Genomic DNA, 24,433 nt, shown 5'->3' on the forward strand with positions numbered 1-24,433 from the left:
AAAGGATGACGAATATAGAGAAATATAGAAATGCATTTATCGATGCGCTGGACTTGGAAGAAAGTGAGGTAAGTGAGGATTTAGAACTTGGAGCGACAAGAGAGTGGGATTCCATTGGACATATGGGACTAATTTCTGAGATGGAGGATGTTTTTGATGTTTCCATAGATTCAGAATTGATTACAGAGTTCAACTCTTACCTGTCAGGAATTGAGCTATTGACACGTTTGGGAGTGGACTTTATTAATGAATAGTTTCCAAAAACTAGAGGAGTTTGGAAACCTCACCGCTGTATATGCTGATCGAACATATTCTTACTCTGAAATGTTAGAAATTGCTGATGATATCTGTAGTAATGTAGGGGAAAGAACGCTCGTTTTTTGCTTATGTTCAAATAATATAGAATCTCTATTTGGATATGTGGGCTTTATTAGAGGTGGGGTTGTCCCTGTACTTTTGGACGCTTCCATTCATATGGATCAGTTGCGCAAATTGATTACCCTTTATAAGCCTACATACATTTGGGCGAGTAGCGAACATCAAGACCTATTAAATGAAATGGATAGTACATTTGTATTTGGAGATTACACATTATTTAAATCTCCGTCAGTTTACCAACATGCTCTTCATGAAAGTCTTGCGCTCCTTTTAACAACCTCTGGAAGTACTGGAAGCCCCAAATTTGTTCGCTTAAGTTATGAAAATATATTTAGAAATGCTGAATCGATAGCAGAGTATCTTAACATCAATTCAGAGGATAAACCTATTACAACACTTCCCATGAATTACTCCTATGGCCTCTCTATCATCAATAGTCATTTCATTTGCGGGGCGACGTTGATTGTAACGGATGCATCTATCATGAAAAAAGAATTTTGGGACTTATGTAGAGAGCAACAAGTAACAACCTTTGGTGGAGTTCCTTTCGTGTACGAGATGCTTGACAGGCTGAAGTTTGAAAATATTCATCTTCCGAGTTTAAAAAAACTAACTCAAGCAGGAGGAAAACTAAGCCCAACTCTAGCTTCTAAATTTGCTAAAGTTTGCAATGAAAAAGAAATCCAATTTTTTTCTATGTATGGTCAAACTGAAGCAACGGCGCGTATGGCTTATTTACCATGTGAAAAAAATCTTGAAAAAGCAGGAAGTATTGGCATAGCCATTCCAGGTGGAGAGCTAATTCTTCAAGATGACAATGGTAAAAAAATTACAGAGCCTAACGTTAAGGGTGAATTGATATATAAAGGAGCAAATGTTTCTTTGGGGTATGCAGAGTCGGTATTCGATCTTTCGAAAAAAGATGAGAATAACGGTATTTTGCGTACAGGTGATCTGGCCTATTTTGATCAGGATGGGTATTTTTATATTTGTGGCCGAATCAAAAGAATGATTAAACTCTATGGAAACCGTATCAGCCTTGACGAGGTTGAAGGGTTTTTATCTGAACATAAACATCATTGTATCTGCTCAGGAACAGATGACCAAATGTATATATACACATTAAAAGATGATGGTGTTCAAATTAAAAAAATAATTAAGGAAAAATTAAACTTAAAGGGCATTAAGATTAAAAGAATTGAGGAAATCCCACGTAATCATTTTGGAAAAATCCTCTACTCTGAGTTACCTAAACATGGATAAGTAATCGAAACATCTTAAGTTTATTTTTTACAGGTGGTTGGATGTCTTTCATATCAATTGAGTTTCTCTTATTTTTTGCAATAATCATTTTTACTTATTATTTAATCCCTCATCGTTTCAGATGGGTCCTCTTATTAGTTGCAAGTTACGTTTTCTACGCGATCTTAAGTGTCCAATTTATACCTTTACTACTTGCAAGCACAGTTTCTACTTATTTTTCTGGAATTTTAATTGAAAAACAAAAGACAAAAAAACAGAAGAAAAACACCATGCTCGTTGGTATCTCTGTGCTATTGCTTTTTCTCGGTTGGTTTAAATATGTTAATTTTGTAAATGAATCGCTTCGAGCGGTTGCAGACTATTTTCATTTGAATTATTCCGTACCATACCAAGATATTGTATTGCCATTAGCGATTTCATTTTATACTCTTCAGGCAATAAGTTACCTTGTGGATATCTACCATGGAAAGCAAAAAGCAGAAAGGCATTACGGTTATTTTTCGATATTTTTTGCATTTTTTCCACAATTGGTTGCAGGGCCGATTGAACGTGCTAAGAAACTCCTTCCACAATTGAAAGCGGAACAAAGTTTAGATTATGAGAATTTAAGCTATGGGATGAAGCGAATTGCATGGGGTTTTTTTAAGAAGACATTGATTGCAGATCGACTAGCTCCTATTGTAGCTAGTGTTTTTGATAGTCCTAACCCAACTGGTTCAGAAATCGTACTAGCGACTATTCTATTTTCGATTCAATTGTTCGCTGATTTTTCAGCGTTGAGTGACATTGCCATCGGTTGTGCTAGAATGCTTGGGATAAAATTGACAGAAAACTTTAAACAACCGCACTTTGCAGTTTCAATAGCGGACTTTTGGAATAGATGGCATATTACGTTCTCTTCATGGTTAAGGGACTATATCTTTTTCCCATTATGTAAGGGTAAAAAGAAAAGAAGTCAAATTTATGTAGCAATCGTGATTACTTTTTTAGTAAGCGGAATTTGGCACGGTGCTGCTTGGACTTTTGTTATATGGGGTCTAATTCATGGGTTTTATCGAGTGTTTGGAGATTATACAAAACATTTGCGTGAAGAAGTAGCTTCCTTTATTCATTTGGATAGAAATCCAGTGTTCCATAAATGGGTGAAAATTACAATAACCTTCCTACTGGTTTGCTTTTCCAGAGTTTTTTATCGTTCAGATTCTGTCACACAAGCTTTTGAAAATGCAAAACTTTTCTTATCCATTAGCTCTTGGAATCCATTGGGGATTTTTAGAGCGTTTGAAATATTCACTCTCCTAGATTTGGTTATTTTTATCTTTTTCTTTATTGTTTTTCAACTATTTCAGTATATTGAAAGAAAAAATGTTTCAACATGGAAATTGCTATCGCAGCGCTCGACAGTTGTTAGATTTGCATTTTATATTTTTATCATTCTATCAGTCCTTGTTTTCGGCGTTTCTGGTGAAGGGTTTATTTATGGCAGATTTTAATACAAATTCCATGGGAAAGAAATAATGTTTGAAAGGATTTGCTATGGGACGTTTATTCATAAAATTATTAATAATCATTACTGTTGTTATAGTACTGTTTATGCCAGTAAATAAATTCGTAAAGGATTCTTATGATTACAATATAAGCCATTCCATACTGGCTTTTAAGAAAGACCCATATCCAGTCGATATCATCAATCTCGGTGCTTCGCATTCCATGTACGGTTATTATTTTAAGCCTACAGGTTTGTCCCATCTGGACTTAGCACTTCCTGCTCAGACGATTCAATACGATTTTAAATTGTTAAAAGAATATGGTGAGTATCTTAAACCTGATGGTGTAGTGATCGTTTCCATATCTCAAATTACATTCGCAAATTCTGAGACCAAGAATGTAGGAAATTATTATAAAATTTTGGATCGCACCGAAATTGAACCTTTTAATTTACTCGATTATTACAGTTATTTGTACTTACCTGGGGCAAATAGTGGGAGTTTTAATTCTGCGCTCGCGGGTAAATTGAAAGAATTTAGATGGAATGCTCATCAACCTTGGGCGAATAACGGTAAAAACTATTCGAGAAGAAAGTATGAAAAAGTAGAAGACCAATACAAAGAAGCACTTGAAAATAAATACATTGAACAAAATGTGAAGCAGTTAAAAGAGATTGTAGATTATTGTAAAGAAAAAGGCTACCAGGTAGTATTAACCATGGAGCCAGTACATCAATCTTATCAAGAGTTTTTAAATGAAGATGTCATGAATAGACTTGTTTTTCAGTACCTAGAGCCTCTTAATTTAGATGTCCCATTTTTAAATTATATGAGTGATGCAAGATTCGCAAACAACAAAGATTATTTTATCGATTCAGATCATTTAAACAGTAAGGGAAGAAAAATGTATTCTTGGATTGTTTACAGGGACCTTAAGAAATTGGGTTATTTATGATGTATTTACATTATGATTAAAGATATTAACTACTTGGAAGATTTCTTTTCAGTTGAATTAAAATTATACCCCAACTTCCTGTATAGCCTGTAAATGTTCGGCTTTGCAGGAAGTAGTGCTGAAATTATTTTCTTAGGCCAGCAGCTAAGTCCACTTGAATCTATACATGGTTATGGGTTCTCAGTTAATAAAGACAAAGCAAATCGCGCTGCTTATTTTTGGTAATCTCCTCCCCCGTCAAACCGTTGACGGGGATTTTTTAGTTTAAAGGAAAAAGCGTGAATCGTTTGCTTTCTTAATTTGTTTGTATCGGAATAGGTTGAGTCATACAAATGGGAATAAATTTGAATTGTCGTTGAGGGAGTGTATTAAGAGCTATTAGCAGCGGCAACTGAAAACATAGCTGTCGACACTTTTTTTGGTTTATTTAGGTAAAAATTACTATTTTTAAAAAAAAATGAAAAATATAGAAGGTAAATGACTACATAAGTCGAATTAGTTTCTTATCCAAAATTAAAGGGGGGGATATACATGAAAATCGTAGCTAAAAAAGTTGAAAAGGTTAAAGCAACTAGAGATATGGAGCTTTGTATGGGATCACCTGTCTGCTAATTGCTTGAAAAGTGAAGAAGGGCTTTTATAAGCTCTTCTTTATTTTTATAAAGGAGAGAGAAAATAGCCATGTACAAACCTAAATATAATCCTATTTATTCATTCCGTTATATATCAAAAAATTTATTGAGATTAGGTAATAGCCCTGATAAAGTTGTTGAAATTGAAGACGAAAACGGTTCGATATACATGCTCCTATCGTTAATGGATGGAAATAGAGAAATTTCTCAGATTATAGATCAAGTCTGTTTACACTATCCTGATATTTCAGAAGCGGAAATTAAAGCAGCTGTTGAGGAATTTAATAACCTTGGATTTCTCTTACATACGGATCAAAATCAACACATACTTGGACCAAATGAGCAGGAGAGATTTAAAGGGAACGTTAACTATATGTCTCATTTTTGTCCCCCTAATATGGATCCCTCGCACTTTCAAAAGAAAATTTCAAATGCAAAAATAACAATAATAGGAATGGGAGCATTCGGCTGCAGCCTCCTTTTTAATCTGGCTGGATTGGGTGTCAGGAATGTAAGAATTATTGATTTTGACACAGTGGATTTAAGCAATCTAAATAGACAAATGTTATTTAATGAGCAAGATATCGGAAGGTTGAAAATTGATGCTGCCCAGGATTTTATGAGTGCATTTTATTCCTCCATGAAAATTGAAACAATCAATCAAAAAATTGACCAGTACACGCTTATTGAACCATTGATTGAAGGATCGGATTTAGTCATCTTAGCTGCAGATCAACCTTTCCTTTTATTGCAAAGGTGGGTAAATGAAGCTTGTGTGAATAAGAGTATTCCGTTTATTGCTGGAGGAATCAATATCACCATGGGTCAATTTAACACAATTATACCGGGAGAATCCGGGTGCATAGATTGTATGCATATTCATAATTTTAAGGAGACGGAGGATTACGCAGTCATCGTTCACAGAGTTTTGGAGGAAAACTTTATCCCACCAAATACGGCAACTTCCCCAAATTTAATGATGATAACCGGAATTATAGCTTCAGAGGTGTTCAAATTTCTTACTGAACTTGAAAAACCGCAGTCTTTGGGAAAACTTTTAAGGTTTGATTTTATGAACTACGAAACAACGAAAATAAGGGAATGGGAAATTCAAGATGATTGTCCAACTTGCGGCTCACTTAGTAGTGAACACGAAGTAATCAACCTTTTTCAAAAGGAGCATTACATTAAACGTGATGTGGTTCCAAGATAGGAGAGGATGAAACATGGAGCTTGCTAGAAATAGTGTATTAAAAATGCACAACTTAGGAAAAAGAAAGGAAAATTCTGAGGAGACAATGATTGGAAGGACAGATGTCAGTAATTTTGTCGTACTTCCCAATATTGCCATTGAAATTATAGATTATTTTGATGAAGGTTTAACAATTGAACAAATTGAAGGAATCATGAAGGAAAAAGAAATAGATGTGGATGTCATGGATTTTGCCCATCTATTATTGAATGATCTCGAATTTGTTCATACTGTTAATGGTAAAGTTGTGAATGAGGAAGTAATAGACAATGGTCACTTTCATTGGATTACCCAAAAACAAGCAAGTCTTTTTTTTAATAAGTACATGTCTGCTGTATACTCATTTTTCTTATTGGCCGGTATTTTGTTGTGTATAATGAATCCTTCCTTTATACCTAGACATACAGACGTTTTTGTATCTACATCAGTTACAATATCTATAATTACGACTACAGCCATTGGATGGTTTTTGTTATATTTACATGAATTTGGTCATCTGTTAGCAGCAAAATCAATAGGAATAAAAAGCCGAATTGGTCTTGGACATCGCCTTGTGTTTCCTGTTGCAGAGACAGATATGTCCAATATTGTGCTTCTTCCCCACAAAAGAAGATATCGTGCCCTATTGGCAGGAATGGCATGGGACGGAGCCCTTTTTGGAATAGGAGTTATTCTGTTATTTATTAATCAATTTTTTTTCATGATGGACCCTACTTTTATTGCAATTATTCGCATGATTAACCTCGTGTCAATTTTAGGTATAGCCTTTCAATTTTTATTCTACCTAGAGACGGATATGTATTATGTTTTCACAACGTACTTTAAATGTAATAACCTAATCCACAATACAAGGTTGTTTATTTGGAGTAAGGTCCGTAAGATTTCGGAAGAACAAAGAATTGAACTTGAAAATATTAACCCTAAGGAAAAGAAGATTATGAAGTGGTATATAGGTTTTTATATAGTAGGTGTCCTCTGGGCTATAAGTATTTTCTTTATTATAACCATTCCGACACTATTGAAATTTATCTCTCTTACTATTGTGAAAATGGTCGACTATCCTCTGATATCAATGGAATTTTTTGATGGGATCATATTTATCGTCCTGTCATCCATTCCATTTGTAGTATTGTTCTGGTCATGGATCAGAACGTGGAGAAATAGAAGAAGAGAAAGAGAAAATCGACGCTTGGCTTCAGAAATTACATGAATGAGGAAGCGTGTAGAGCCAAACAAGCATAAAGGGGCTCGATTGTAAGCCCCTTTGAAAATATTGACCCTTCCCATTAAGGTAGTTGATACTATAATGTATCAACATAGAGCCATCTTAATAGAATTCTTTCTATTGAATGGACTCATGAAGCCAATTGTTTCAATATATGCTCATGTCCAAATAACCCCATTTGCATCTAAAGGACACGGAATTTTTCTCCGTGTCTTTTTGCTTTTAAAGAATGGTCTTAAGTGAAACCATGTTTTTCGACAAAAACATCTGTAATACTTTTAAAGACTAGAAAAAGGAGCTTTCGTATCAATTTCATGAAAGTATTATGATTCAGAGCCAGAGCCAGAACCAGAATCAGAACCTGAACCAGAACCAGAACCAGAGCCAGAACCAGAGCCAGAACCAGAACCAGAACCAGAGCCAGAACCAGAGCCAGAACCAGAACCAGAACCAGAACCAGAACCAGAGCCAGAACCAGAGCCGGAACCAGAGCCAGAACCAGAACCAGAGCCGGAACCAGAGCCAGAACCAGAACCAGAACCGGAACCAGAACCAGAGCCAGAGCCAGAGTCAGATTCACGATTATCATTTGATCCTGGGTTACGACCTAGGAATATATCAAGTCCAGATCCCCTAGCTTCTTTGTGTAACTTTGAGATTTCTTCTTTCCCCATCTATATTACCTCCTTTTTAATTGAGTCCTTAAAAATAAGGTTATGATATTTTATGTCGTTCTAATTTTATTGGTACTACATATTGCTCAATAAAATTACTATCAAGCGCACAATTTTTTCATATGATATGGTGAAAATGTTGGGAGGCAGTGATTTAGATGCAATTAAATGGAATACCTACAATAAAACTTTTGATAGAACCTAATTTACTAGAATCCTTAGAAAATAATATTTGGCAGGAAGAACCCATTCCTTCCAAAATGATAGTAAACAATCATACTTATGACATAGGTTTGACTTATCGTGGAAATCACACGAGGAAGTTTAGCAAAAAATCGTATAGAATCAACTTTGCAGAATTAAATAAAGAATTTGAAGGGCGAGAAATTCATCTTAATGCTGAATACTGTGATCCATCCCTCATTCGAAATAAACTTTCCTTTGATTTTTTTAAAAAAATGGGGAGTATTGCACCTGACTGCAAGCATGTTTTCATTGAGGTGAACGAGGTGCCAGCAGGGATATATTTGCAGCTGGAATCTGTTGATGACTTATTTTTGAAAAAAAGACAGCTTTCAGAGGGTCCTATCTATTATGCAACGAATCACCAAACTAATTTTTCTTTATTAACCACAAAGGGTAAGCTTAAAGATTCTCTGATCTCAGGATATTTACGTAAATTAGGAAACAAAGAAGATGATCTGGATTTAGAGAGGTTTATAGCAAATGTGAATAGCATTCCACGCATTGATTTCGGGAAGGAAATTGTAAAGTACTTAGATGTGAATAAATATTTACATTGGCTTAGCGGGGCAATTTGTACACAGAATTATGATGGATTTATCCAAAATTATGCTTTTTATCGGAATGGCCAAACAGGTTTGTATGAAATGATTCCGTGGGATTACGATGCCACGTTCGGTCGGAATTGGAACGGAAAGGTGATGAGATATGATAAAGTGTCGATTGAAGGCTTTAATACGCTCACTGCAAGAGTTCTTGATGTAAAGGAGTTCCGTCACCAATATCGATTCATTCTAGAAGAAATATTAAAAACCCATTTTACGACTTCCGAATTAGAACCACTCATAAATAGTCTCCACAGCAAACTTCGTCCCTACCTAGCAAAGGATCCCTATAAAAAAGATACACTCGAGTTGTTTGATAATGAACCAAATTTCATTAGGAATTTTATTTTTGATCGTAATCAATATCTTCGTGATCATCTTCATGATCTGATTTAGATTTTTGTCCTACACTCCTAGCAGCTAATGTTGGGAGTTTTTATTTGGAGGATTTGTCAGCCCATTTTGTTCTAGGTACTCATCCTACTCTCACGTTTCCCACTAAGCAAAATAGGATATAAAAACACATCATTTTTACTCATTACATTCGAACGAAAATGGTTAACGGTGAAGATGCTTGTAAATGGCTGTTCCATATATGAATGATTCTAAAGTGATGTTTATCTTGAAAAATTAATCGTAGAAAGCTATCAACTTCATAATATTAGGGTGGCTAGACAATGAGAATTATTGTGACTGGAGCCGCTGGTTTTATCGGCTCTCATTTATGCGAAAGGTTATTAAAAGAAGAAAAGAATGTTGTTATTGGTATTGATGGCTTAATAGACCCTGCTTTGAAAGCTATAAAGCTGAGAAATATAAAAGAACTTTTGAACCATCCACGTTTTCAATTTTTAAATGAAAATTTACTAGATTTGGATTGGAGTAAAGTTTTAGGTAAAGATGATTCAATCTTTCATTTAGCAGCTGTTCCTGGAGTTCGTTCTAGTTGGGGAAGCAACTTTTCTTTGTATGTAGAAAATAACATTCTTGTCACGCAACGATTGCTTGAAGCGTGTAAGACTATTCCGATCAAGAAGTTAATTTATGCCTCCACATCTTCTGTTTACGGTGAGAAAGTAGGGAAGGTTTCAGAAAATCTTGCCCCATCCCCTCTCTCTCCTTATGGAGTAACGAAACTTACAGGAGAGTATCTATGTCAGGTGTATCGTGAAAATGATGGAATACCGTTGACCATTCTTCGCTATTTTACTGTGTATGGTCCAAGACAGCGCTCTGATATGGCGTTTCACCGCTTTATTGAATGCATGATTAAAAAGAAACCTATTCCAATAATCGGGGATGGAAAACAAACGCGTGATTTCACGTATATCAGGGATTGTGTAGAAGGAACGGTTTCCACCCTGCATTCCGAACATGTTCTTGGGGAAACGATTAACATTGGAGGCAAGGAACGCAAATCTATTTTAGAAGTGATTGATTTACTAGAAGAGATTACTGGTCAAAAAACGAAGCTAGACTTTATTGGAAAACCACGTGGAGAACCAAGGCACACATGGGCTGATATTACAAAAGCGGAAAAGCTATTACATTATTCACCAACTGTGACCTTAAAAGAAGGACTTCAATATGAGTTAAAAGATTTACTAGATTTGTATAAGGAGGTGTAGTATGAAGCTTGCCTTTATATGTACAGAAAAACTCCCTTCGCCGGCTGTGCGGGGTGGGGCGATACAGATGATGATTGATGGCGTGGTACCATTTCTCAGTGAAAAATATCAATTAACCGTTTTTTCTGTAATCGATGAATCCCTTCCTAATTATGAGGTCCGTGATAATGTGGAATACATCCGTGTTCCCCAAGAGGACTATGAAGTACATGTTGCAGAACAACTTCGAAAAATAAGGTTTGACATGATTCATGTGTTTAATCGCCCAATCAATATCCCACTCTATAAAGAAGCTTCTCCGTCAAGCCAATTTATTTTAGGACTTCATAATGATATGCTTTCTGAAATAAAAGTACCGCATGATCAGGGACGGGAAATTGTAAGTTCTGTGGAACGAATTGTGACGGTGAGTAACTATATTAAACAAACTGTGTTAGAGCGGTTTCCTGAAGCTGATTCCAAACTTAAAGTTGTTTATTCCGGTGTCAATTTAGATGAGTATCCGCCAGTGTGGACAAAGCAAGGCCAAAAAATCCGAGATGAATATCGAAAAAAATACAAAATCGAGAACAAGAAGGTTATCTTATTTGTAGGAAGGATAACGAAAAATAAAGGAACTCATTTTCTGATCACCGCCTTTAAAGCTATAGCAAAAAGGCATCCTGACGCAGTCCTTGTGATTGCAGGAGGAAAATGGTTTAGTGATAATGGGATTAATCATTATATTCGCTACTTAAGAAATTTAGCTGAACCTTTAGGAGACAAAGTAATCTTCACGAATTTCATCCCAGCAAATGAAATTTCGAACATTTTTTTAATGAGTGATATTTTTGTATGTCCTTCACAATGGCAAGAACCGTTAGCTCGGGTTCATTATGAGGCATTTGCTGCTGGAATTCCTGTCATTACTACCAATCGAGGAGGAAATGCAGAAGTCGTGTCTCATCAAGAAACGGGGTATGTTATTGATGAGTATGATCAAGTGAGGGAGTTTGCAAAAGGGATTCATTATTCTTTAAATAATAATGAAGCTTCAGAACGATGGACGAAAAATGCTAGACAATTAGTGGAATCGAATTTTCAGTTCCGGCACGTTGCCGATCGATTAAGGAATGTATACGATGAACTAATCCCAGAACAGAAAGAATTATTGCTATTTGATAGAATGTTTGGCAATTGAATATCTTTCAGTAAATATAAAAAAGAGGATGAAAAAAGGTAGCCAATCCACCTTTCTCAACCTCTTTTTTAATTTTGCATGCTATTACTTATGATCGAATTCTTTTTTTATAAGCGTTTCTTTATTTATCCAAGGTTTGGACTCTTTAGGTGCTTTTTTCACTTTTTTCTTTGGCTGTTCTGACTTGGTTTCTTCAATAGGAGTGAGATTTTCTTCTTTTTTATCAGGAGATACAGATGTAGGTAACGTTTCTTTGTCTTCGTTCTCATGTTTCACAAAAACCGCTTCTTTATCTTCATCTAATGTTGGTTCGTTGTCCGATAAAAGAAAGCTTCTGTTCATGCTAAACATAAAATTAAATAATTCCGCAACGGTTCTAGGTGGTCTTTGTTCCGGTACTTTTTCAACCTTTTCGTTCTCATCTTTGACAACTGTATCTTTTTTCGTTTTTTCATTAGAAGGAATTGATTCTGGTATCTCTAGTTTATCTAGCTCATCTAGCTCATCTAGCTCCACTATCTCCTCGTCGTTTACATTGATAGCAATCTTATTCTTAATTTTGTACTCAATTTCACTCCAAACCTCAGAAATATCGCTGATGACTCGGTTCCAATTGTGATTCTTTTCAGCGAATTGTCGGCCATATTGCCCCATTTCTTTACAGAGGGAAGGATTCGATAGCAACTTAGAGAGGTGGGTGACAAATTCTTTTGAATCATCCGGTGTTTCAACAATGTATCCATTTTTCCCAACTTCAATAACTTCAGGGTTTCCTCCTCGAGCGGTTGTTAGAATCGGTAACCCTGCTGCCATTGCTTCATAGTGAACTCGGGCTAGTGGTTCTTCCCACTGTGATGGACATACAAATATGTCTGCTGTTGCAAACCAGTCTTGAATTTGGTCTGGTGGAACGAATCCAGTAGTGACCACAGGTATAGAAAGCCTTTCAGCGATAGATTTGATATAGGCAATGTAATCGCTCATTCGATTATCGCTAAAGCCTTTGCTACCCATTAGAACTAAAGCGATGTCAGGGTGTTTTTTAGACAACTCTTCCATTGCCCTAAGGAGTACATCTGCCCCTTTGTTTGCTGAAAGCCTCCCGGCAAACAAAATCACTTTTTTAGATCCTAGCTGGTGTTGTTGACGCATGGATGCTCTAATACTTCTTCCTTTACTTGAATAAACAGGAACGAAACGATCTAAATCAACACCAGAATATATCGTTTTTACTTTATTTTCAGCCTCAGGGAATAGCTTAACAATCTGCTCTCCAATATAATTGCTGATTGTAATAATTTTATCTAATTGTCCGATGGCTTCCTTGGCTTCCTCAGGCGAAATTTTTTCACGTTTAAACATGTCATTATGCATACTTAAGATGATTCTTGAATGGGGTGCTACTTCCCGGATGGGTAACACAAGACGAGGGCGATTAAAAATATGAATCAGGTCAAATGTATTTTCCTTGATATATTGGACCACCCCGTCCCGATAAGTTTCTAATAATCCGCCTGGAACTCTTACATACTGTATACCATCTTTTGTTTCTTTATCAGGTAAGGTATCGTCTTGCCGTCCTAATATCGTGATGGAATGCTTTTGTTTTAAGCTTGGAACAGCTCCTGAAATGTAGGTTTGTATTGCGCCTCCTTTGACTGGAGGAACGGGGAGCTTTTCCGTGCTAACGATGAGTACTTTCATTTTCTTTTTCCCCCTCTCCATTCTTTGCGTAGCTGTTCAAGGACGGGCCCCTTAGTTTGTTCGATTTCTACAATTCTATTGACTACACCATCCAATTCGCTACTTAAAGCGGTGGTAGGATCAAATAATATATCTTTTACATTTTTGTAAAAAAGGTTTGGAAGTGAAAAATCGACTAATAGAACTTCGAATAATTCGTCTGTAATCGGGTTTGCCTCATCGTATGCATCAAGCATAGGAACAATCCAATCTAAATCCCATTTACCGAGATCATCCATTGATCCACCGATTAATTTCCGTAAATCTCGAATTGGTATATCATACGCCACTCCATCAAGGTCAATAATCCACATTCCACCCGGTCCCATTTGGCCATTGGACCATCCGTAATCTTGGTGAACCAATCCCCATTCTTGATTTCCCTTTGCTGCTAGCTGTTGATAAGGTGATTCCATCAATTTTGCGAGAGCATTTTTAGCCTGTTCATCAAACATGTCAACTGTATTCAAAATGGTTTTACTAGCAGGCATTTCCGAATATAATGTGGCAATATCTTTAAACCAGGTCATTTTTTTTATTACTTTTTGATACGTTTTTGGCCAACGGTAAAGTCTTGAAGCATTTTCTGCTCCCTTAGGGGGAACATATCCTTTTGAAAGTTGATGGAATTCTCCAATGGCATTGCTCAATAACTTTGCCCCTTCAATGTCTGCAGATACTGGAGCGAGAGGTTCAATCCATTCTGCAACAAACCAAATTTTACCTCCAAATTCCACGACATTGCTACCTGTTTTTGTCTTAACTATGGCAGGTACTCGAGCCTTTTTTTCATTCACTAAATATTCCTGTGCCCCTATACTAAACAAACTCCGTGTCGGTCTACGATGGAGTATCTTTAAGCTTTTTGGCCCTTTATTCGTTTCGATTTTCCAGATAAGTCCGCCTTTATCTGCCTTTGTGGTAATAACTTTCCTACTACTCACGGTGAAATCATATTGCGTAATTACGTCATCTGCCATTTCTTCTATATATGGCGGTACATAAAATTCACCTAAGGTTTCATCAGCATCATCCCAAGGCATTATGAGTTCTCCCAAGCTATTCATTCCCTTCTCTGAGTATCTTGTCTATGTATAGTATTCATCCAGATAAAAACAGGATAGACATTTGTCCACAATATAGAAATAATAGGTGAACGCTTATAAAAACAAACTAACTATCTTGTCCGACAGTGATTTTCTTCAGGTAGGCAATAGTAAATAGAAACTGTTTGGATACTAGTTTATGGAAGTGAAATATTATAAATTTTGGTAATTAATTATCGCCATTATTTGGATGAAAAAATATTTTATTGTTACCGTTTTCACATATAGACAAAGATGTGTAATTGATGTAACTTAGTTAAGTTATATAATCAAGGAGGAATTACACATCTTATGAATGAGCAACAAAATTTTCGTTCGGTTAAAGTGGTAACGGCAGATCCGTCTGCGTTAGGTTTATTTGGGTTAGCGATGGTTACGCTTGTCGCGTCATCGCAAAAATTAGGATTAACAGAAGGAACATCGTTAATCTTGCCATGGGCTATCTTTCTTGGCGGATTGGCACAATTAATTGCTGCTATCTTAGATTCTAAGCATAATAACGTATTTGGTACCACAGCTTTTGGAGCATTTGGATTGTTTTGGTTTGGAGTTGGGACCACCTGGTTGATTCAAGCTGGAGCTTTTGGAGAAAGATTACAAGCCATGGCAGACCCTAAGCAGTTAGGTGTGGCGTTCATTGGTTACCTGATTTTCAGCTTGTTTATGACAGTCGGGGCGATGGGAACTCACAAGGTTCTATTTTCTATATTTGTTCTAATTGATTTTTTATTTATTGGATTGTCATTAAGTTCCTTTGGTATCATGTATGAATTTTCACATATGCTAGCGGCTATCTCTGAATTATTGATAGCATTACTGTCCTTTTATGGTTCGGCAGCTGCTGTTTTAAATCTTCACTTTGGACAGGTAGTCCTACCAGTGGGGAAACCGTTTGGAGTGTTTAAAAAGGAAAAAGAAAATGTAAAAATAGCTGCTTAATGAAATAATAAAATGCAAAACGGCTCTTCGCTTTATGTGAAGAGTCGTTATTTTTTTACAAGGCTCTTTTCTAAAAGATTTATTGATAATCAATAAATGGTGTAATAAGATATGTATAAAAAGAACAGGGGATTCAACAAGGAAGAGTATTAGGGGTTTAAGGAGAAAAAAGATGGAAAATGAATTCTTTAAAATATTTGATGATGGCAGAAATGAGATAGGAGTTGCTTCTCGTAGCGATGTACATAAGTTTGGTTATTGGCATGAGACTTTTCATTGTTGGTTTGTTACAAAACATCGGGGAATAGATTGTATCTATTTTCAGCTCCGTAGTGATTTAAAAGAAGACTATCCGAATCTTTTAGACATCACTGTTGCAGGTCATTTGACGGCTAATGAGCGGGTCGAAGATGGTGTGAGAGAGATAAAAGAAGAAGTAGGGATAGATGTTCCTTTTCATGATTTAGAGCAGCTAGGCATAATGGAATATTGCGTAACAAAAGAAGATTTTATCGACAAAGAATTAGCACATGTCTTTCTATATAAATGTGAGCATAACCTAAACGATTTCATTGTTCAATCAGATGAAGTCTCGGGTATGGCAATAGCCAAACTTAACGATTTTAGGGAACTATGGTTAGGTGAAAAAAAGACGATAGAAGTTAGCGGCTTTAAGATAGATAAAGAAGGTAATAGACACAGGTATGTCGAGAGCGTTGGTAAGGATAAATTTGTTCCCCATCAACTTTCATTTTATAAAGATGTTATCCAAAAAATAAGAGAGAAAATTTGAATAGATCCACCCATTAGGTTATGAATGCAAAGCTTTCGATGATATACGTAATTAATAGATTAAAGGAATGGTATCAATGGATGAAAATAGAGTTCTCCCCGAACCTCATAGATTTGCTGTTTGTGCATATGAGGATGTAGCGATTAAAAAGTTTTATAAGGATGTATTCCAAGAAATCTATATCTTCTTTCATCCTTTTATTAAACCAAGGACCATAAATTATGACCTTTTCATTCCAGAAACGTATCCAGACAAATTCCAAATTGTGAATAATTGTGAGACGGTAACGTGGACAGATTTTTTATCACTTAGTGGATTGAGGAGCTATGAGGAATTGGATATAGGACTGAGGACAAGAATTCTTGGTTTAAAAAAGCAGTATGCGAATAAAGAATATGAGAAAGCAATTGTCAAGACAACTAACAAGCATAACCTTGTTCCTCCTTCAGAGGGGTGTCTGCCAGAGATATTGATAAATACACTCCTATCTGCTATCAAAGAAGAAAAACATGATTGGATATGGGTAGGGGATGAATTCGGTACGGAAAGAAAGTTGGAATACATTGATGATTTAATTACCCAAGATACTTTACAAAGACATAATCTCTTTACTCACGATCATACGTTACTCATTACCACCCATTGGGATAGTCACTTCTCGATGATTTGTTCCAATGATAAGAAAAAACTTGATAGAATAATTGAATCTTGTAGTCTTGATGGGTTTTATTGTGATGATGAGACAGAGATTTATTGGAGCGTATGGAATAAAAAGAAAAAAGGGTAGTTATCGGAAAAAGGTAGTATAAGCTCAATGTTTATTTGCTATAATGATATAAATATTAGGAAATGGAGGTTTTCCTTATGACAGCATCCATTAGATTACGATTCCCAGTCCTCACCAAATAACTGAATACGTTTAAGGACTCTTGTTGAGTCTAGAGCGCGGGATCAGTCTGTCTATTTTAAGGAAACCAATATTTACGGTTCTTTTTAGAAGAGGGGATGAATTTCTCCTCTTTTTTGTGTCTTCCATGAACTTATGGAGTAAATCTTGTGCTTAAAAAAATGAAAATTATATAGAATTGAGGTGTTCCCAGTGACCAATAACCATCAAAAAGAAAACTGGCTAAGGGATATTATCCTGTTTTTTAGTAGCCAAACCATTTCGCTTTTTGGATCGTCGCTGGTTCAATATGCCATCTTGTGGCACATTACGCTAGAAACAGGGTCCGGATTAATGATGACATTGTTTATCATTTGCGGTTTTATCCCAACCTTTTTGCTTTCTCCAGTTGCAGGAGTTTGGGCAGATCGGTATAACCGAAAGATGCTAATTATTCTTGCAGATGGGTTAATCGCCTTTGCGACGCTCATTCTTGCCATTCTTTTTATGATGGGATTTGACGCAATTTGGTTATTGTTTGTGATAGCAGCGGTCCGTGCTTTTGGTACGGGTATTCAAACGCCTGCAGTTGGGGCAATTTTGCCGCAAATAGTACCAAAGGATAAGCTGACAAAGGTGAACGGTGCAAATGGAAGTATTATGGCTATTATCATGTTTGTGTCTCCGATGGTAAGTGCTGCTTTGCTTACTCTGACATCCATTGAGATTATCTTTTTTATTGATGTAATCACAGCCGTGATTGCGATGGTGACTCTGCTTTTCTTTTTAAAGATTTCGGTACATGAAAAGGCGAAGGTAAAACAAACAACTAGCTACTATAGTGACTTTAAACTTGGATTACAGTATGTGAGTAAACATCCATTTCTAAAGCAATTCTTTTTTTTCTTTGCCATCTTTTTTGTTCTGATGGCGCCAGCGGCATTTTTGACTCCGCTCCAGGTGACGCGAAGTTTCGGTGATGATGTCTGGCGATTAACCGCCATTGAAATTGCATTTTCCGTTGGTATGATGGTAGGAGGAGGAGTCATTGCTTCCTGGGGAGGCTTCTCCAACAAGATCAAGACGCTTGGGTTTGCCAGTGTCATCATGGGAGTGTGTACCTTTGCCCTTGGTATTATCCCTAACTTTTGGGTATATACATCTGTCATGGCTATATTCGGCGTCACCATGCCCATTTTCAATACACCAGCGACCGTATTGCTTCAAGAGAAGGTGGAAGAAGATTACTTGGGAAGAGTGTTCGGGGTAATGGGGATGATTTCTACCTCCATGATGCCGCTAGGAATGATAATTTTTGGTCCTGTTTCAGATTTTGTTCCTATTGAATGGCTGCTTTTAGGAACTGGTGTGTTAACTATCATCCTAGCCATTTTCCTTGGGCGTAACCGAGTATTACTTGAAGCTGGGAAACCAGCTTTAAAAGAAACCGAGGAGGTATTAAACATTGAGTGATGACAAAAAATTAAAGCAAACAACGGCAAGCGGAATAGCGATTGGTGTTGCACTCGGAACAGCGTTTGGACTCCTTTTTGATAATTTAGCTTTAGGAATATGTTTTGGTGTTGCATTTGGTGTTGGAATTGGGTCGAATATGGGAAAGAAGAAAGAATAGCAAAATAAAAAACTATATAACAAAAAAGAACAAGGCTGGATGCCTTGTTCTTTTATTAAACCGTTATTGTAAAAGCAAATGCTTTATGATATAGTTAGTTAGATTGCATTGTATTTATAATATTTAGTTAAATTTATCCCTATTATAATTATATAATACAATTCGATCTCAAGTCAACCCCCTGTTTTCATTTTTTTTGAAGGAGTGTTTGCTTATGAGTGGAGAATTTCAGCTGGAGCAAAAGCGTGTGAAGGATGTAATGGAAACCATTACGGAGGAAATGAGGCGATTGGAAGAAGAGACTTCCAGACGCAAAGATGAAGTAATTCATATTCGCAAACACTTTTGGGAGGAAGTAAAAGTCAACACAGATTCGTTTGATGATTTTTTAGAGACCATCATTGGCTTAAGGCAGGAGGCACAAGCATTGTCTGTGAGCCAGAGCACGCACAAACAAAGTGCGAAACGATTGTCGGCATTGAAAAAAATGAAGGAAATCCCTTATTTTGGGCGGATTGATTTTAAGGAAAATGAAGCTCCTGACGAGGAAGAAATCTACATCGGTATCTCTGCCCTTATGGATCAGAAGGGCGAGGATTTCCTTATCTATGACTGGCGGGCACCGGTTTCAAGCGTCTACTATGATTATCAGCCTGGTTCAGCTAGCTATTCAACTCCTGGTGGAGAAATTCATGGTACCCTAGAGAAGAAGTGGCAATATCTAATTCGAAAAGGTGAACTGGAGTCCATGTTTGATACAGGCATCACGATTGGGGATGAAATTTTACAGCAGGTTCTTGGAAGCGGGACGAAGGATAAATATATGCATAATATCGTTGCCACGATTCAACAGGAGCAAAATCGGATTATTCGTCATGATCGTGGCAGGATGTTGATTGTTCATGGTGCTGCGGGAAGTGGGAAAACATCAGCAGCTCTTCAAAGAATTGCTTATTTAATTTATAAGTATCGAGAAAATTTGAATGCAGACCAAATCATTTTGTTTTCTCCTAACTCGATGTTTAATAGCTATGTGTCAAATGTGTTGCCTGAGCTTGGAGAAGAGAGCATGCAGCAAGTTACGTTCCAGGAGTATTTGGACCATCGATTGTCAAAGGCGTTTCATATCGAAAATCCCTATGAACAACTGGAGTATGTTCTAACTGCGAAGGATACCTCATCGTATCGAGCAAGGATTGAAGGAATGCGCTTTAAAGCATCCAATCCATTTTTTGAGATGCTGCAAATATATATGGAAGCACTTGGAGAAAAGGGAATGGCTTTTCAGGATATAAAGTTTAGAGGAAAAGCCATCATCACAGAACAAGAGATGTCGGAGTGGTTTTATCAAAATGAAGTGTCTTTTCGTATATATAATCGATTGGATAAATTGAAGGACTGGTTGCTGAAGAGATTAAATGAAATCCAAAAGACAGAAAGTCATAAAGCATGGGTGCAGGAGGAAATGGAACTACTAAGCAATGACGAGTATCAAAAGGCACGGCTATATTTAGCGAAAAAGCGTGGCTTTAAACGTGAAGAAGTTGCTGATTATGAAGTGGATCCAAGAGATCTTGCGCGCTTAATTGTTCGCAAAAAAATGAAGCATTTGCGTAAGAGAGTGCAAGCTTTTGAGTTTATAAACTTTAAAAGATTATACGCACAGCTTTTTACGGATCAACTACACTTAGGAACAAACACTCCTGAGGCGTGGCCAGTAATTTGCCAAGAAACAATAAAATCGTTGGATGAAGATAAACTGTACTACGAGGATGCAACTCCGTTTTTGTTTTTAAAGGAGCTAATTTTGGGCTTTCAAATAAATAGTTCTATTAAGCATGTCGTGGTGGATGAGGCGCAGGATTATTCGCCATTTCAGTTTGAGTTTTTAAAACGTCTGTTTCCTGCCGCGAGAATGACGGTGCTAGGCGATTTTAATCAGGCAATTTTCACCCATGCACAAGGAGAGGTTAATTTCGACATGTTAAAGAGCTTGTATGGTGAGGACAAATCAGAGATCATTAACATATCCAGAAGCTATCGTTCCACCAAACCAATCATTGAATTTACTCGCAGACTTGTGCCGAACGGGGAAAATATCGTCCCATTTGAACGCAGTGGAGAGCCTCCGATGATACAACAAGTGGAGGATGAAGACAGTTTGAATGCAGCGATTGCCCGTAAAGTCGGCGAGTTGCAAAGCAGGGGATATCAAAGCATTGCAATTATCTGTAAATCTGCAGAGGAAAGTTATCGAGCATTTGATGATTTAAAAGAAATAGATGATGTAAAACTGTTAAAAAGTAATTCCTTGGAATATGAGCAAGGTGTAGTGGTGGTCCCATCTTATTTGTCTAAGGGAATCGAGTTTGATGCGGTCATCATTTATAATGCGTCAAAGGATGTGTATGGCGAAGAGAGTCTACGGAGGATTTTCTATACGGCATGTACGAGAGCGATGCACTACCTGCAGCTTTATTGTATAGGGGAAATGAGCCCATTTTTACAAAAGGCATGGCAGGAAGGGTTTATTGAACAAGGATAATTTACAAGATAAGCCTCGAGAATGCGAAGGTAACCTAGCATTTTCGAGGCTTATTTAACCTATACAGTCTATCTATTTAGAAAGTCTTTGTTTTAATTGATTTAAGGAATACAAGGCAAACTCTTTAACGTCCTTATTTTTACTTTTCGTAAATTCTTGTAGAATATCTGCTAAATAATGGTCATCAAAAATTCCTTTGTTATCACCTTCCGCACAGCATGATAAAAATAGTAGTAAGTAGAAGTGAACTTTTGCTTTGGAGTGTTGTCTCATTTTTTCTGTCATATAGCGGATTAGTTCATTATTAGTAGATAGAATTCGAGTAAAGACTCGGTCGATTTCTTTTGGTGTTCCTTTGAGTATAACTTCATCTATTTTAGAATATTGCTCATTTATTTCTTGTTCTGAAAGGTCCGTTTCGTCGTCATTGTCATCCAAATCCTCTTCTCCATCATGGTAAAAAAGACCTTTAGTAAATTCTTCGAAACTCTCTGCCAACTTTATTTCTTGATTTTGCTCAGCATCTAAAAAAATAATAGGGGGATTTGATTTTCTATTTCGATAATCAAGGGCAATCCATGTCTCTGTAGTCCCTGAAATTAATACAACATTCTTTGGTAAATCCCATTCTTGAATTAAGTATTCACTTTCTAAGATGCCCTTTTCTTCTCCCATTCCTATTCCATATAGATGGTCAACAAGCACATGGTCTCTAGCCCACGAGGTAGGTGTGTGGGAAGGATAGGCATTAAATGCAAGGAACCCGCCATTTTGTTGCTTTAGAATGTTTATGTATGAAATAGGCAATTCGACATTCAGTTTTTGTTCTGCTAATTCAACCATCTGATCTGTTAAAGGCTCTAATTTGCCTTCATCATTATCCTTTTGCCAAAACGAAGTCATATTCCCCCTCCTTACCCACTATTTTTTTTGCGAAAATTCTTGTATTTGCTTCAAGTGGTGCTCATCGTGTTCCAAAAACATCCGGATAAAGCTATCTGTCGAATATCTTCTTTTGCTTCCGTTAATCGTGAAGCGTACGTCTTGGTCGATCTTCGAAAGCTCTTCCACTAAGTCCTTCCGAGTTTTCACAAAGGCATTAACCAAGTGCTCATTTGAAAAGTCTCGTATAAAGTTCATCGCTTCCTCATTATAAAGATCGTGATCAGGGAATGGGGGAAGATCTGCGCCATCCTGCAATTGGGGAATGACTATTTCCAGGATGTACTTATCCCAATAATAGATGTGCCCTACGATTTGCATGATGGACCACTTACCTTCTGCAATGGCATTGTTCCATTTTTCGTGAGTTGCTTCTTTTATCTCTATGATTCTATCTATTGTTTTTTCATATTGCTTGATTGAGTTCATCATCTTTCTCCCCTTCATTGTTAGAATATTTTTATTATAACCTGAACTTGGTGAAAAAGGGAATGTTTGTTCGATTTTGTAGGCTGTTTTTGTAAATTTTGTTGCACCGCGGATAGATATGACACTCGTAATCAACGTTGATGTCGTGCTCTTTTCGTGGAAGAAGATGTAAACATGTGGAAATTTTTCTTCGCATCACGATTGAAAAACGTCTTAAGCTGACTTTTACTAGGTTATAATCAACAATTTTTTGGAAAAGCCTAATTGTAAAATTTATCTTGTTTACTATGTCACATCGTGATATAGTCGTGATATGACATATCTCACCGTGATGTAGTCTGGAAAATGAGGTGAACATATTGGAAATTAAGAAGATACTAAAAAAATACATTCCCATGACGGAAACAGCTTATTATATTTTGCTGTCTTTAACTGAGCCGCGACATGGTTATGGAATTATCAAGCATGTGGAAGAGATTTCAAACGGTCGTATCAATCTTGGCTCGGGTACCATTTATGGGACGTTGACGAAGATGCAAAAGGACGGGGTCATTACGGTGTTTTCGGATGCGGAGCGGAAAACGGTTTATGAAATTACGGAAAGCGGAAAGATGCTCATTACATCTGAGATTGAGAGACTAAAGGAGCTTCATGGAAATGCGTTAAAGTACGAGGGGGAGTTTTTATGAAAACATGTGTTAGGCCGTTATGGAGCTATAATGTACAAAAGACAGAAAAATGGCTTACAGATCAAGCTGAGCAGGGCTATCAGCTTACATCGTTTCATCGTATTAAGCGAAGATTTATTTTTACTAAAAAGGAAGCGAAGACGGTTACCTATCGCATTGGTCATGATAAAAATCAAACCAGAAACCTTTCTTCATCATTAAAAAATGATGGCTGGGAGATGGTAGCGCAAAGTGGAAGTTGGTATATGATTGCGAATGCTAAACCAGCCGAGGAAGTAAAAACCTCTATTAGCCGCGAAGCTATCCTCAAACGAAATAAGTTTTTGATGTATTTTTTTCTAGTTTTGCTTATCTACCTGACATGGATGGCATTAATGAATGTGGCTCTATTATTGACACCGTATGTTACGGACATTCCGGTTGAAAAAGTGGAAAGTCCTTATTGGATTATCACATACATAGCATTAGGATTAGCAGTTGTTTTTTATCTTTTTATGCTCTTTTCTGTCTTGAAGATAAGGAAAACGAATAAGGCTTTGTCGTTAGAAAGCCAGGGAACATACTCTGAGGAATTTGTGGTGAAAAATATTAGCTTGAGTAAGGCAGAGCAAAAGCAATTTAAGCGTGAAGGAAAAATCATGAAACGTTGGAAATTCGGATGGATGTATTCCCCTGATAAGCTGGAGAATTGGTTAGAGGAAATGGCTAAAAAAGGCTATCAATTAATTCGGGTAGGCAAGCCTGGTACGTCCTTTTACTTCTTAAAAGGTGAGCCTAGAAACGTAAAGTTTTGTGCGGATTATCAACACCTTTCAAACGATACTTATTATGAGATTCATAGAGAGGCAGGCTGGCAGGATGAATTTCGTTCTTTCTCTTCTATGCAAAAGTGGACAATTTGGAGTAAAGAGTACGAGGAAGGGGAAGAGGTACCTCAATTGTATAGCGATAAAACTCATCAATTGAAGCATGCGAGAAAAATTGCCTTTTCCTACACTGCACTTTTCTTGCCACTGGTGCTCATGTACCTCTTTTTTGCCACTCTTAACATTCCATCCATATTTCAAAAAGAAAACGTATGGAGCATACATGACACAAACACGATTATGTTTTTTATCCTTATCATCTTGTTTGGTTCCTTTATTACTCGAACATGGATGTATTACTATCGTTTGAAAAGAGCTTAAAAACGGAGACAGGAGAACC

At 36.8% G+C, this 24,433-nt stretch carries 21 protein-coding genes and 1 pseudogene; 17 read left to right on the top strand and 5 right to left on the bottom strand.

Annotation, left to right across the window (positions count from 1 at the left end; all coding sequences use genetic code 11):
* Positions 1 to 5: 5 nt before the first annotated feature.
* From FIU87_RS04270 to FIU87_RS04295, 6 genes are all read left to right on the top strand, one after another.
* Positions 6 to 254, top strand: a complete 249-nt coding sequence (locus FIU87_RS04270) for an acyl carrier protein (protein ID WP_152443446.1) — start codon at positions 6 to 8, stop codon at positions 252 to 254.
* Complete coding sequence (locus tag FIU87_RS04275; RefSeq protein WP_152443447.1) at positions 247 to 1,641, top strand: AMP-binding protein; 1,395 nt, start codon at positions 247 to 249, stop codon at positions 1,639 to 1,641. The genes FIU87_RS04270 and FIU87_RS04275 overlap by 8 nt, the downstream gene beginning before the upstream one ends.
* A gap of 41 nt (positions 1,642 to 1,682) precedes the next feature.
* Complete coding sequence (locus FIU87_RS04280; RefSeq protein WP_152443448.1) at positions 1,683 to 3,134, top strand: MBOAT family O-acyltransferase; 1,452 nt, start codon at positions 1,683 to 1,685, stop codon at positions 3,132 to 3,134.
* Positions 3,135 to 3,162: 28 nt separating this feature from the next.
* Complete coding sequence (locus FIU87_RS04285) at positions 3,163 to 4,083, top strand: hypothetical protein (RefSeq protein ID WP_253905509.1); 921 nt, start codon at positions 3,163 to 3,165, stop codon at positions 4,081 to 4,083.
* Between the two features lie 681 nt (positions 4,084 to 4,764).
* The gene (locus FIU87_RS04290; protein WP_152443449.1) at positions 4,765 to 5,928 is read left to right on the top strand and encodes a ThiF family adenylyltransferase; all 1,164 of its coding nucleotides are present in this window, start codon (positions 4,765 to 4,767) and stop codon (positions 5,926 to 5,928) included.
* Positions 5,929 to 5,941: 13 nt separating this feature from the next.
* Entirely contained in the window at positions 5,942 to 7,177 is a 1,236-nt protein-coding gene (locus FIU87_RS04295) for a PqqD family protein (protein ID WP_152443450.1), read from the top strand.
* 338 nt (positions 7,178 to 7,515) lie between these two features.
* Here FIU87_RS04295 and FIU87_RS20915 read toward each other — a convergent pair whose 3' ends face one another.
* Positions 7,516 to 7,866 (bottom strand): hypothetical protein, encoded by a 351-nt coding sequence (locus FIU87_RS20915; RefSeq protein ID WP_172970946.1) that lies wholly within the window; start codon positions 7,864 to 7,866, stop codon positions 7,516 to 7,518.
* Positions 7,867 to 8,024: 158 nt separating this feature from the next.
* Between FIU87_RS20915 and FIU87_RS04305 the strand changes: the two genes are divergently transcribed.
* The 3 genes from FIU87_RS04305 (at position 8,025) to FIU87_RS04315 (ending at position 11,522) form a co-directional block, all read left to right on the top strand.
* Positions 8,025 to 9,110, top strand: coding sequence for a CotH kinase family protein (locus FIU87_RS04305; protein ID WP_152443451.1), 1,086 nt, complete (start codon positions 8,025 to 8,027; stop codon positions 9,108 to 9,110).
* 281 nt (positions 9,111 to 9,391) lie between these two features.
* Positions 9,392 to 10,342 carry an NAD-dependent epimerase/dehydratase family protein gene (locus FIU87_RS04310; RefSeq protein WP_152443452.1) on the top strand — a complete coding sequence of 317 codons (951 nt, stop codon included), beginning with the start codon at positions 9,392 to 9,394 and terminating at the stop codon, positions 10,340 to 10,342.
* Position 10,343: 1 nt separating this feature from the next.
* Positions 10,344 to 11,522, top strand: coding sequence for a glycosyltransferase family 4 protein (locus tag FIU87_RS04315; protein WP_152443453.1), 1,179 nt, complete (start codon positions 10,344 to 10,346; stop codon positions 11,520 to 11,522).
* An 84-nt stretch (positions 11,523 to 11,606) separates the two neighbouring features.
* Here the strand turns inward: FIU87_RS04315 and FIU87_RS04320 are convergent, their stop codons facing one another.
* The gene (locus FIU87_RS04320) at positions 11,607 to 13,226 is read right to left on the bottom strand and encodes a glycosyltransferase family 4 protein (RefSeq protein ID WP_172970947.1); all 1,620 of its coding nucleotides are present in this window, start codon (positions 13,224 to 13,226) and stop codon (positions 11,607 to 11,609) included.
* Positions 13,223 to 14,332 (bottom strand): CotS family spore coat protein, encoded by a 1,110-nt coding sequence (locus tag FIU87_RS04325; RefSeq protein WP_152443455.1) that lies wholly within the window; start codon positions 14,330 to 14,332, stop codon positions 13,223 to 13,225. The genes FIU87_RS04320 and FIU87_RS04325 overlap by 4 nt, the downstream gene beginning before the upstream one ends.
* Positions 14,333 to 14,662: 330 nt before the next feature.
* On the opposite strand from FIU87_RS04325, the gene FIU87_RS04330 reads away from it, so the two are divergent.
* The 6 genes from FIU87_RS04330 to helD all read left to right on the top strand — a co-directional run bounded on the left by FIU87_RS04330 (position 14,663) and on the right by helD (position 21,167).
* Positions 14,663 to 15,310 carry an acetate uptake transporter gene (locus FIU87_RS04330; protein WP_152443456.1) on the top strand — a complete coding sequence of 216 codons (648 nt, stop codon included), beginning with the start codon at positions 14,663 to 14,665 and terminating at the stop codon, positions 15,308 to 15,310.
* 172 nt (positions 15,311 to 15,482) lie between these two features.
* The gene (locus FIU87_RS04335; RefSeq protein WP_152443457.1) at positions 15,483 to 16,103 is read left to right on the top strand and encodes an NUDIX hydrolase; all 621 of its coding nucleotides are present in this window, start codon (positions 15,483 to 15,485) and stop codon (positions 16,101 to 16,103) included.
* 76 nt (positions 16,104 to 16,179) lie between these two features.
* Positions 16,180 to 16,890, top strand: coding sequence for a DUF2711 family protein (locus tag FIU87_RS04340; RefSeq protein WP_152443458.1), 711 nt, complete (start codon positions 16,180 to 16,182; stop codon positions 16,888 to 16,890).
* 312 nt (positions 16,891 to 17,202) lie between these two features.
* Complete coding sequence (locus FIU87_RS04345) at positions 17,203 to 18,462, top strand: MFS transporter (protein ID WP_152443459.1); 1,260 nt, start codon at positions 17,203 to 17,205, stop codon at positions 18,460 to 18,462.
* Positions 18,455 to 18,622, top strand: coding sequence for a glycine zipper domain-containing protein (locus FIU87_RS20920; RefSeq protein ID WP_172970948.1), 168 nt, complete (start codon positions 18,455 to 18,457; stop codon positions 18,620 to 18,622). Before FIU87_RS04345 ends, FIU87_RS20920 begins: the two co-directional genes overlap by 8 nt.
* A 214-nt stretch (positions 18,623 to 18,836) precedes the next feature.
* Positions 18,837 to 21,167 carry an RNA polymerase recycling motor HelD gene (helD, locus tag FIU87_RS04350; RefSeq protein ID WP_152443460.1) on the top strand — a complete coding sequence of 777 codons (2,331 nt, stop codon included), beginning with the start codon at positions 18,837 to 18,839 and terminating at the stop codon, positions 21,165 to 21,167.
* A gap of 438 nt (positions 21,168 to 21,605) precedes the next feature.
* On the opposite strand, the pseudogene FIU87_RS21660 reads toward helD, so the two are convergent.
* Together FIU87_RS21660 and FIU87_RS04360 are read right to left on the bottom strand one after the other, a co-directional pair.
* Positions 21,606 to 22,070 (bottom strand): annotated as a pseudogene (locus FIU87_RS21660) (SMI1/KNR4 family protein); the annotation flags it as partial.
* A gap of 18 nt (positions 22,071 to 22,088) precedes the next feature.
* Positions 22,089 to 22,541 (bottom strand): DinB family protein, encoded by a 453-nt coding sequence (locus tag FIU87_RS04360; protein ID WP_253905510.1) that lies wholly within the window; start codon positions 22,539 to 22,541, stop codon positions 22,089 to 22,091.
* Between the two features lie 356 nt (positions 22,542 to 22,897).
* Here FIU87_RS04360 and FIU87_RS04365 point away from each other — a divergent pair, with 356 nt between their 5' ends.
* Together FIU87_RS04365 and FIU87_RS04370 are read left to right on the top strand one after the other, a co-directional pair.
* Positions 22,898 to 23,227 carry a PadR family transcriptional regulator gene (locus tag FIU87_RS04365; protein ID WP_172970949.1) on the top strand — a complete coding sequence of 110 codons (330 nt, stop codon included), beginning with the start codon at positions 22,898 to 22,900 and terminating at the stop codon, positions 23,225 to 23,227.
* Complete coding sequence (locus tag FIU87_RS04370) at positions 23,224 to 24,414, top strand: DUF2812 domain-containing protein (protein WP_152443463.1); 1,191 nt, start codon at positions 23,224 to 23,226, stop codon at positions 24,412 to 24,414. The genes FIU87_RS04365 and FIU87_RS04370 overlap by 4 nt, the downstream gene beginning before the upstream one ends.
* Positions 24,415 to 24,433: the final 19 nt, after the last annotated feature.

Source organism: Bacillus sp. THAF10 (assembly GCF_009363695.1).
Taxonomy (GTDB): Bacteria; Bacillota; Bacilli; order Bacillales; family Bacillaceae_I; genus Sutcliffiella_A.

Bases quoted from the DNA above. Each gene is read 5' to 3' on its own strand.
- FIU87_RS04290 (WP_152443449.1), top strand. From the start codon at position 4,765: ATGTACAAACCTAAATATAATCCTATTTATTCATTCCGTTATATATCA.
- FIU87_RS04270 (WP_152443446.1), top strand. From the start codon at position 6: ATGACGAATATAGAGAAATATAGAAATGCATTTATCGATGCGCTGGAC.
- FIU87_RS04325 (WP_152443455.1), bottom strand. From the start codon at position 14,332: ATGAATAGCTTGGGAGAACTCATAATGCCTTGGGATGATGCTGATGAA.
- FIU87_RS04305 (WP_152443451.1), top strand. From the start codon at position 8,025: ATGCAATTAAATGGAATACCTACAATAAAACTTTTGATAGAACCTAAT.
- FIU87_RS04335 (WP_152443457.1), top strand. From the start codon at position 15,483: ATGGAAAATGAATTCTTTAAAATATTTGATGATGGCAGAAATGAGATA.
- FIU87_RS04275 (WP_152443447.1), top strand. From the start codon at position 247: ATGAATAGTTTCCAAAAACTAGAGGAGTTTGGAAACCTCACCGCTGTA.
- FIU87_RS04360 (WP_253905510.1), bottom strand. From the start codon at position 22,541: ATGATGAACTCAATCAAGCAATATGAAAAAACAATAGATAGAATCATA.
- FIU87_RS04370 (WP_152443463.1), top strand. From the start codon at position 23,224: ATGAAAACATGTGTTAGGCCGTTATGGAGCTATAATGTACAAAAGACA.
- FIU87_RS04330 (WP_152443456.1), top strand. From the start codon at position 14,663: ATGAATGAGCAACAAAATTTTCGTTCGGTTAAAGTGGTAACGGCAGAT.
- FIU87_RS04310 (WP_152443452.1), top strand. From the start codon at position 9,392: ATGAGAATTATTGTGACTGGAGCCGCTGGTTTTATCGGCTCTCATTTA.
- FIU87_RS04295 (WP_152443450.1), top strand. From the start codon at position 5,942: ATGGAGCTTGCTAGAAATAGTGTATTAAAAATGCACAACTTAGGAAAA.
- FIU87_RS04340 (WP_152443458.1), top strand. From the start codon at position 16,180: ATGGATGAAAATAGAGTTCTCCCCGAACCTCATAGATTTGCTGTTTGT.
- FIU87_RS04280 (WP_152443448.1), top strand. From the start codon at position 1,683: ATGTCTTTCATATCAATTGAGTTTCTCTTATTTTTTGCAATAATCATT.
- FIU87_RS20915 (WP_172970946.1), bottom strand. From the start codon at position 7,866: ATGGGGAAAGAAGAAATCTCAAAGTTACACAAAGAAGCTAGGGGATCT.
- FIU87_RS04315 (WP_152443453.1), top strand. From the start codon at position 10,344: ATGAAGCTTGCCTTTATATGTACAGAAAAACTCCCTTCGCCGGCTGTG.
- helD (WP_152443460.1), top strand. From the start codon at position 18,837: ATGAGTGGAGAATTTCAGCTGGAGCAAAAGCGTGTGAAGGATGTAATG.
- FIU87_RS04320 (WP_172970947.1), bottom strand. From the start codon at position 13,226: ATGAAAGTACTCATCGTTAGCACGGAAAAGCTCCCCGTTCCTCCAGTC.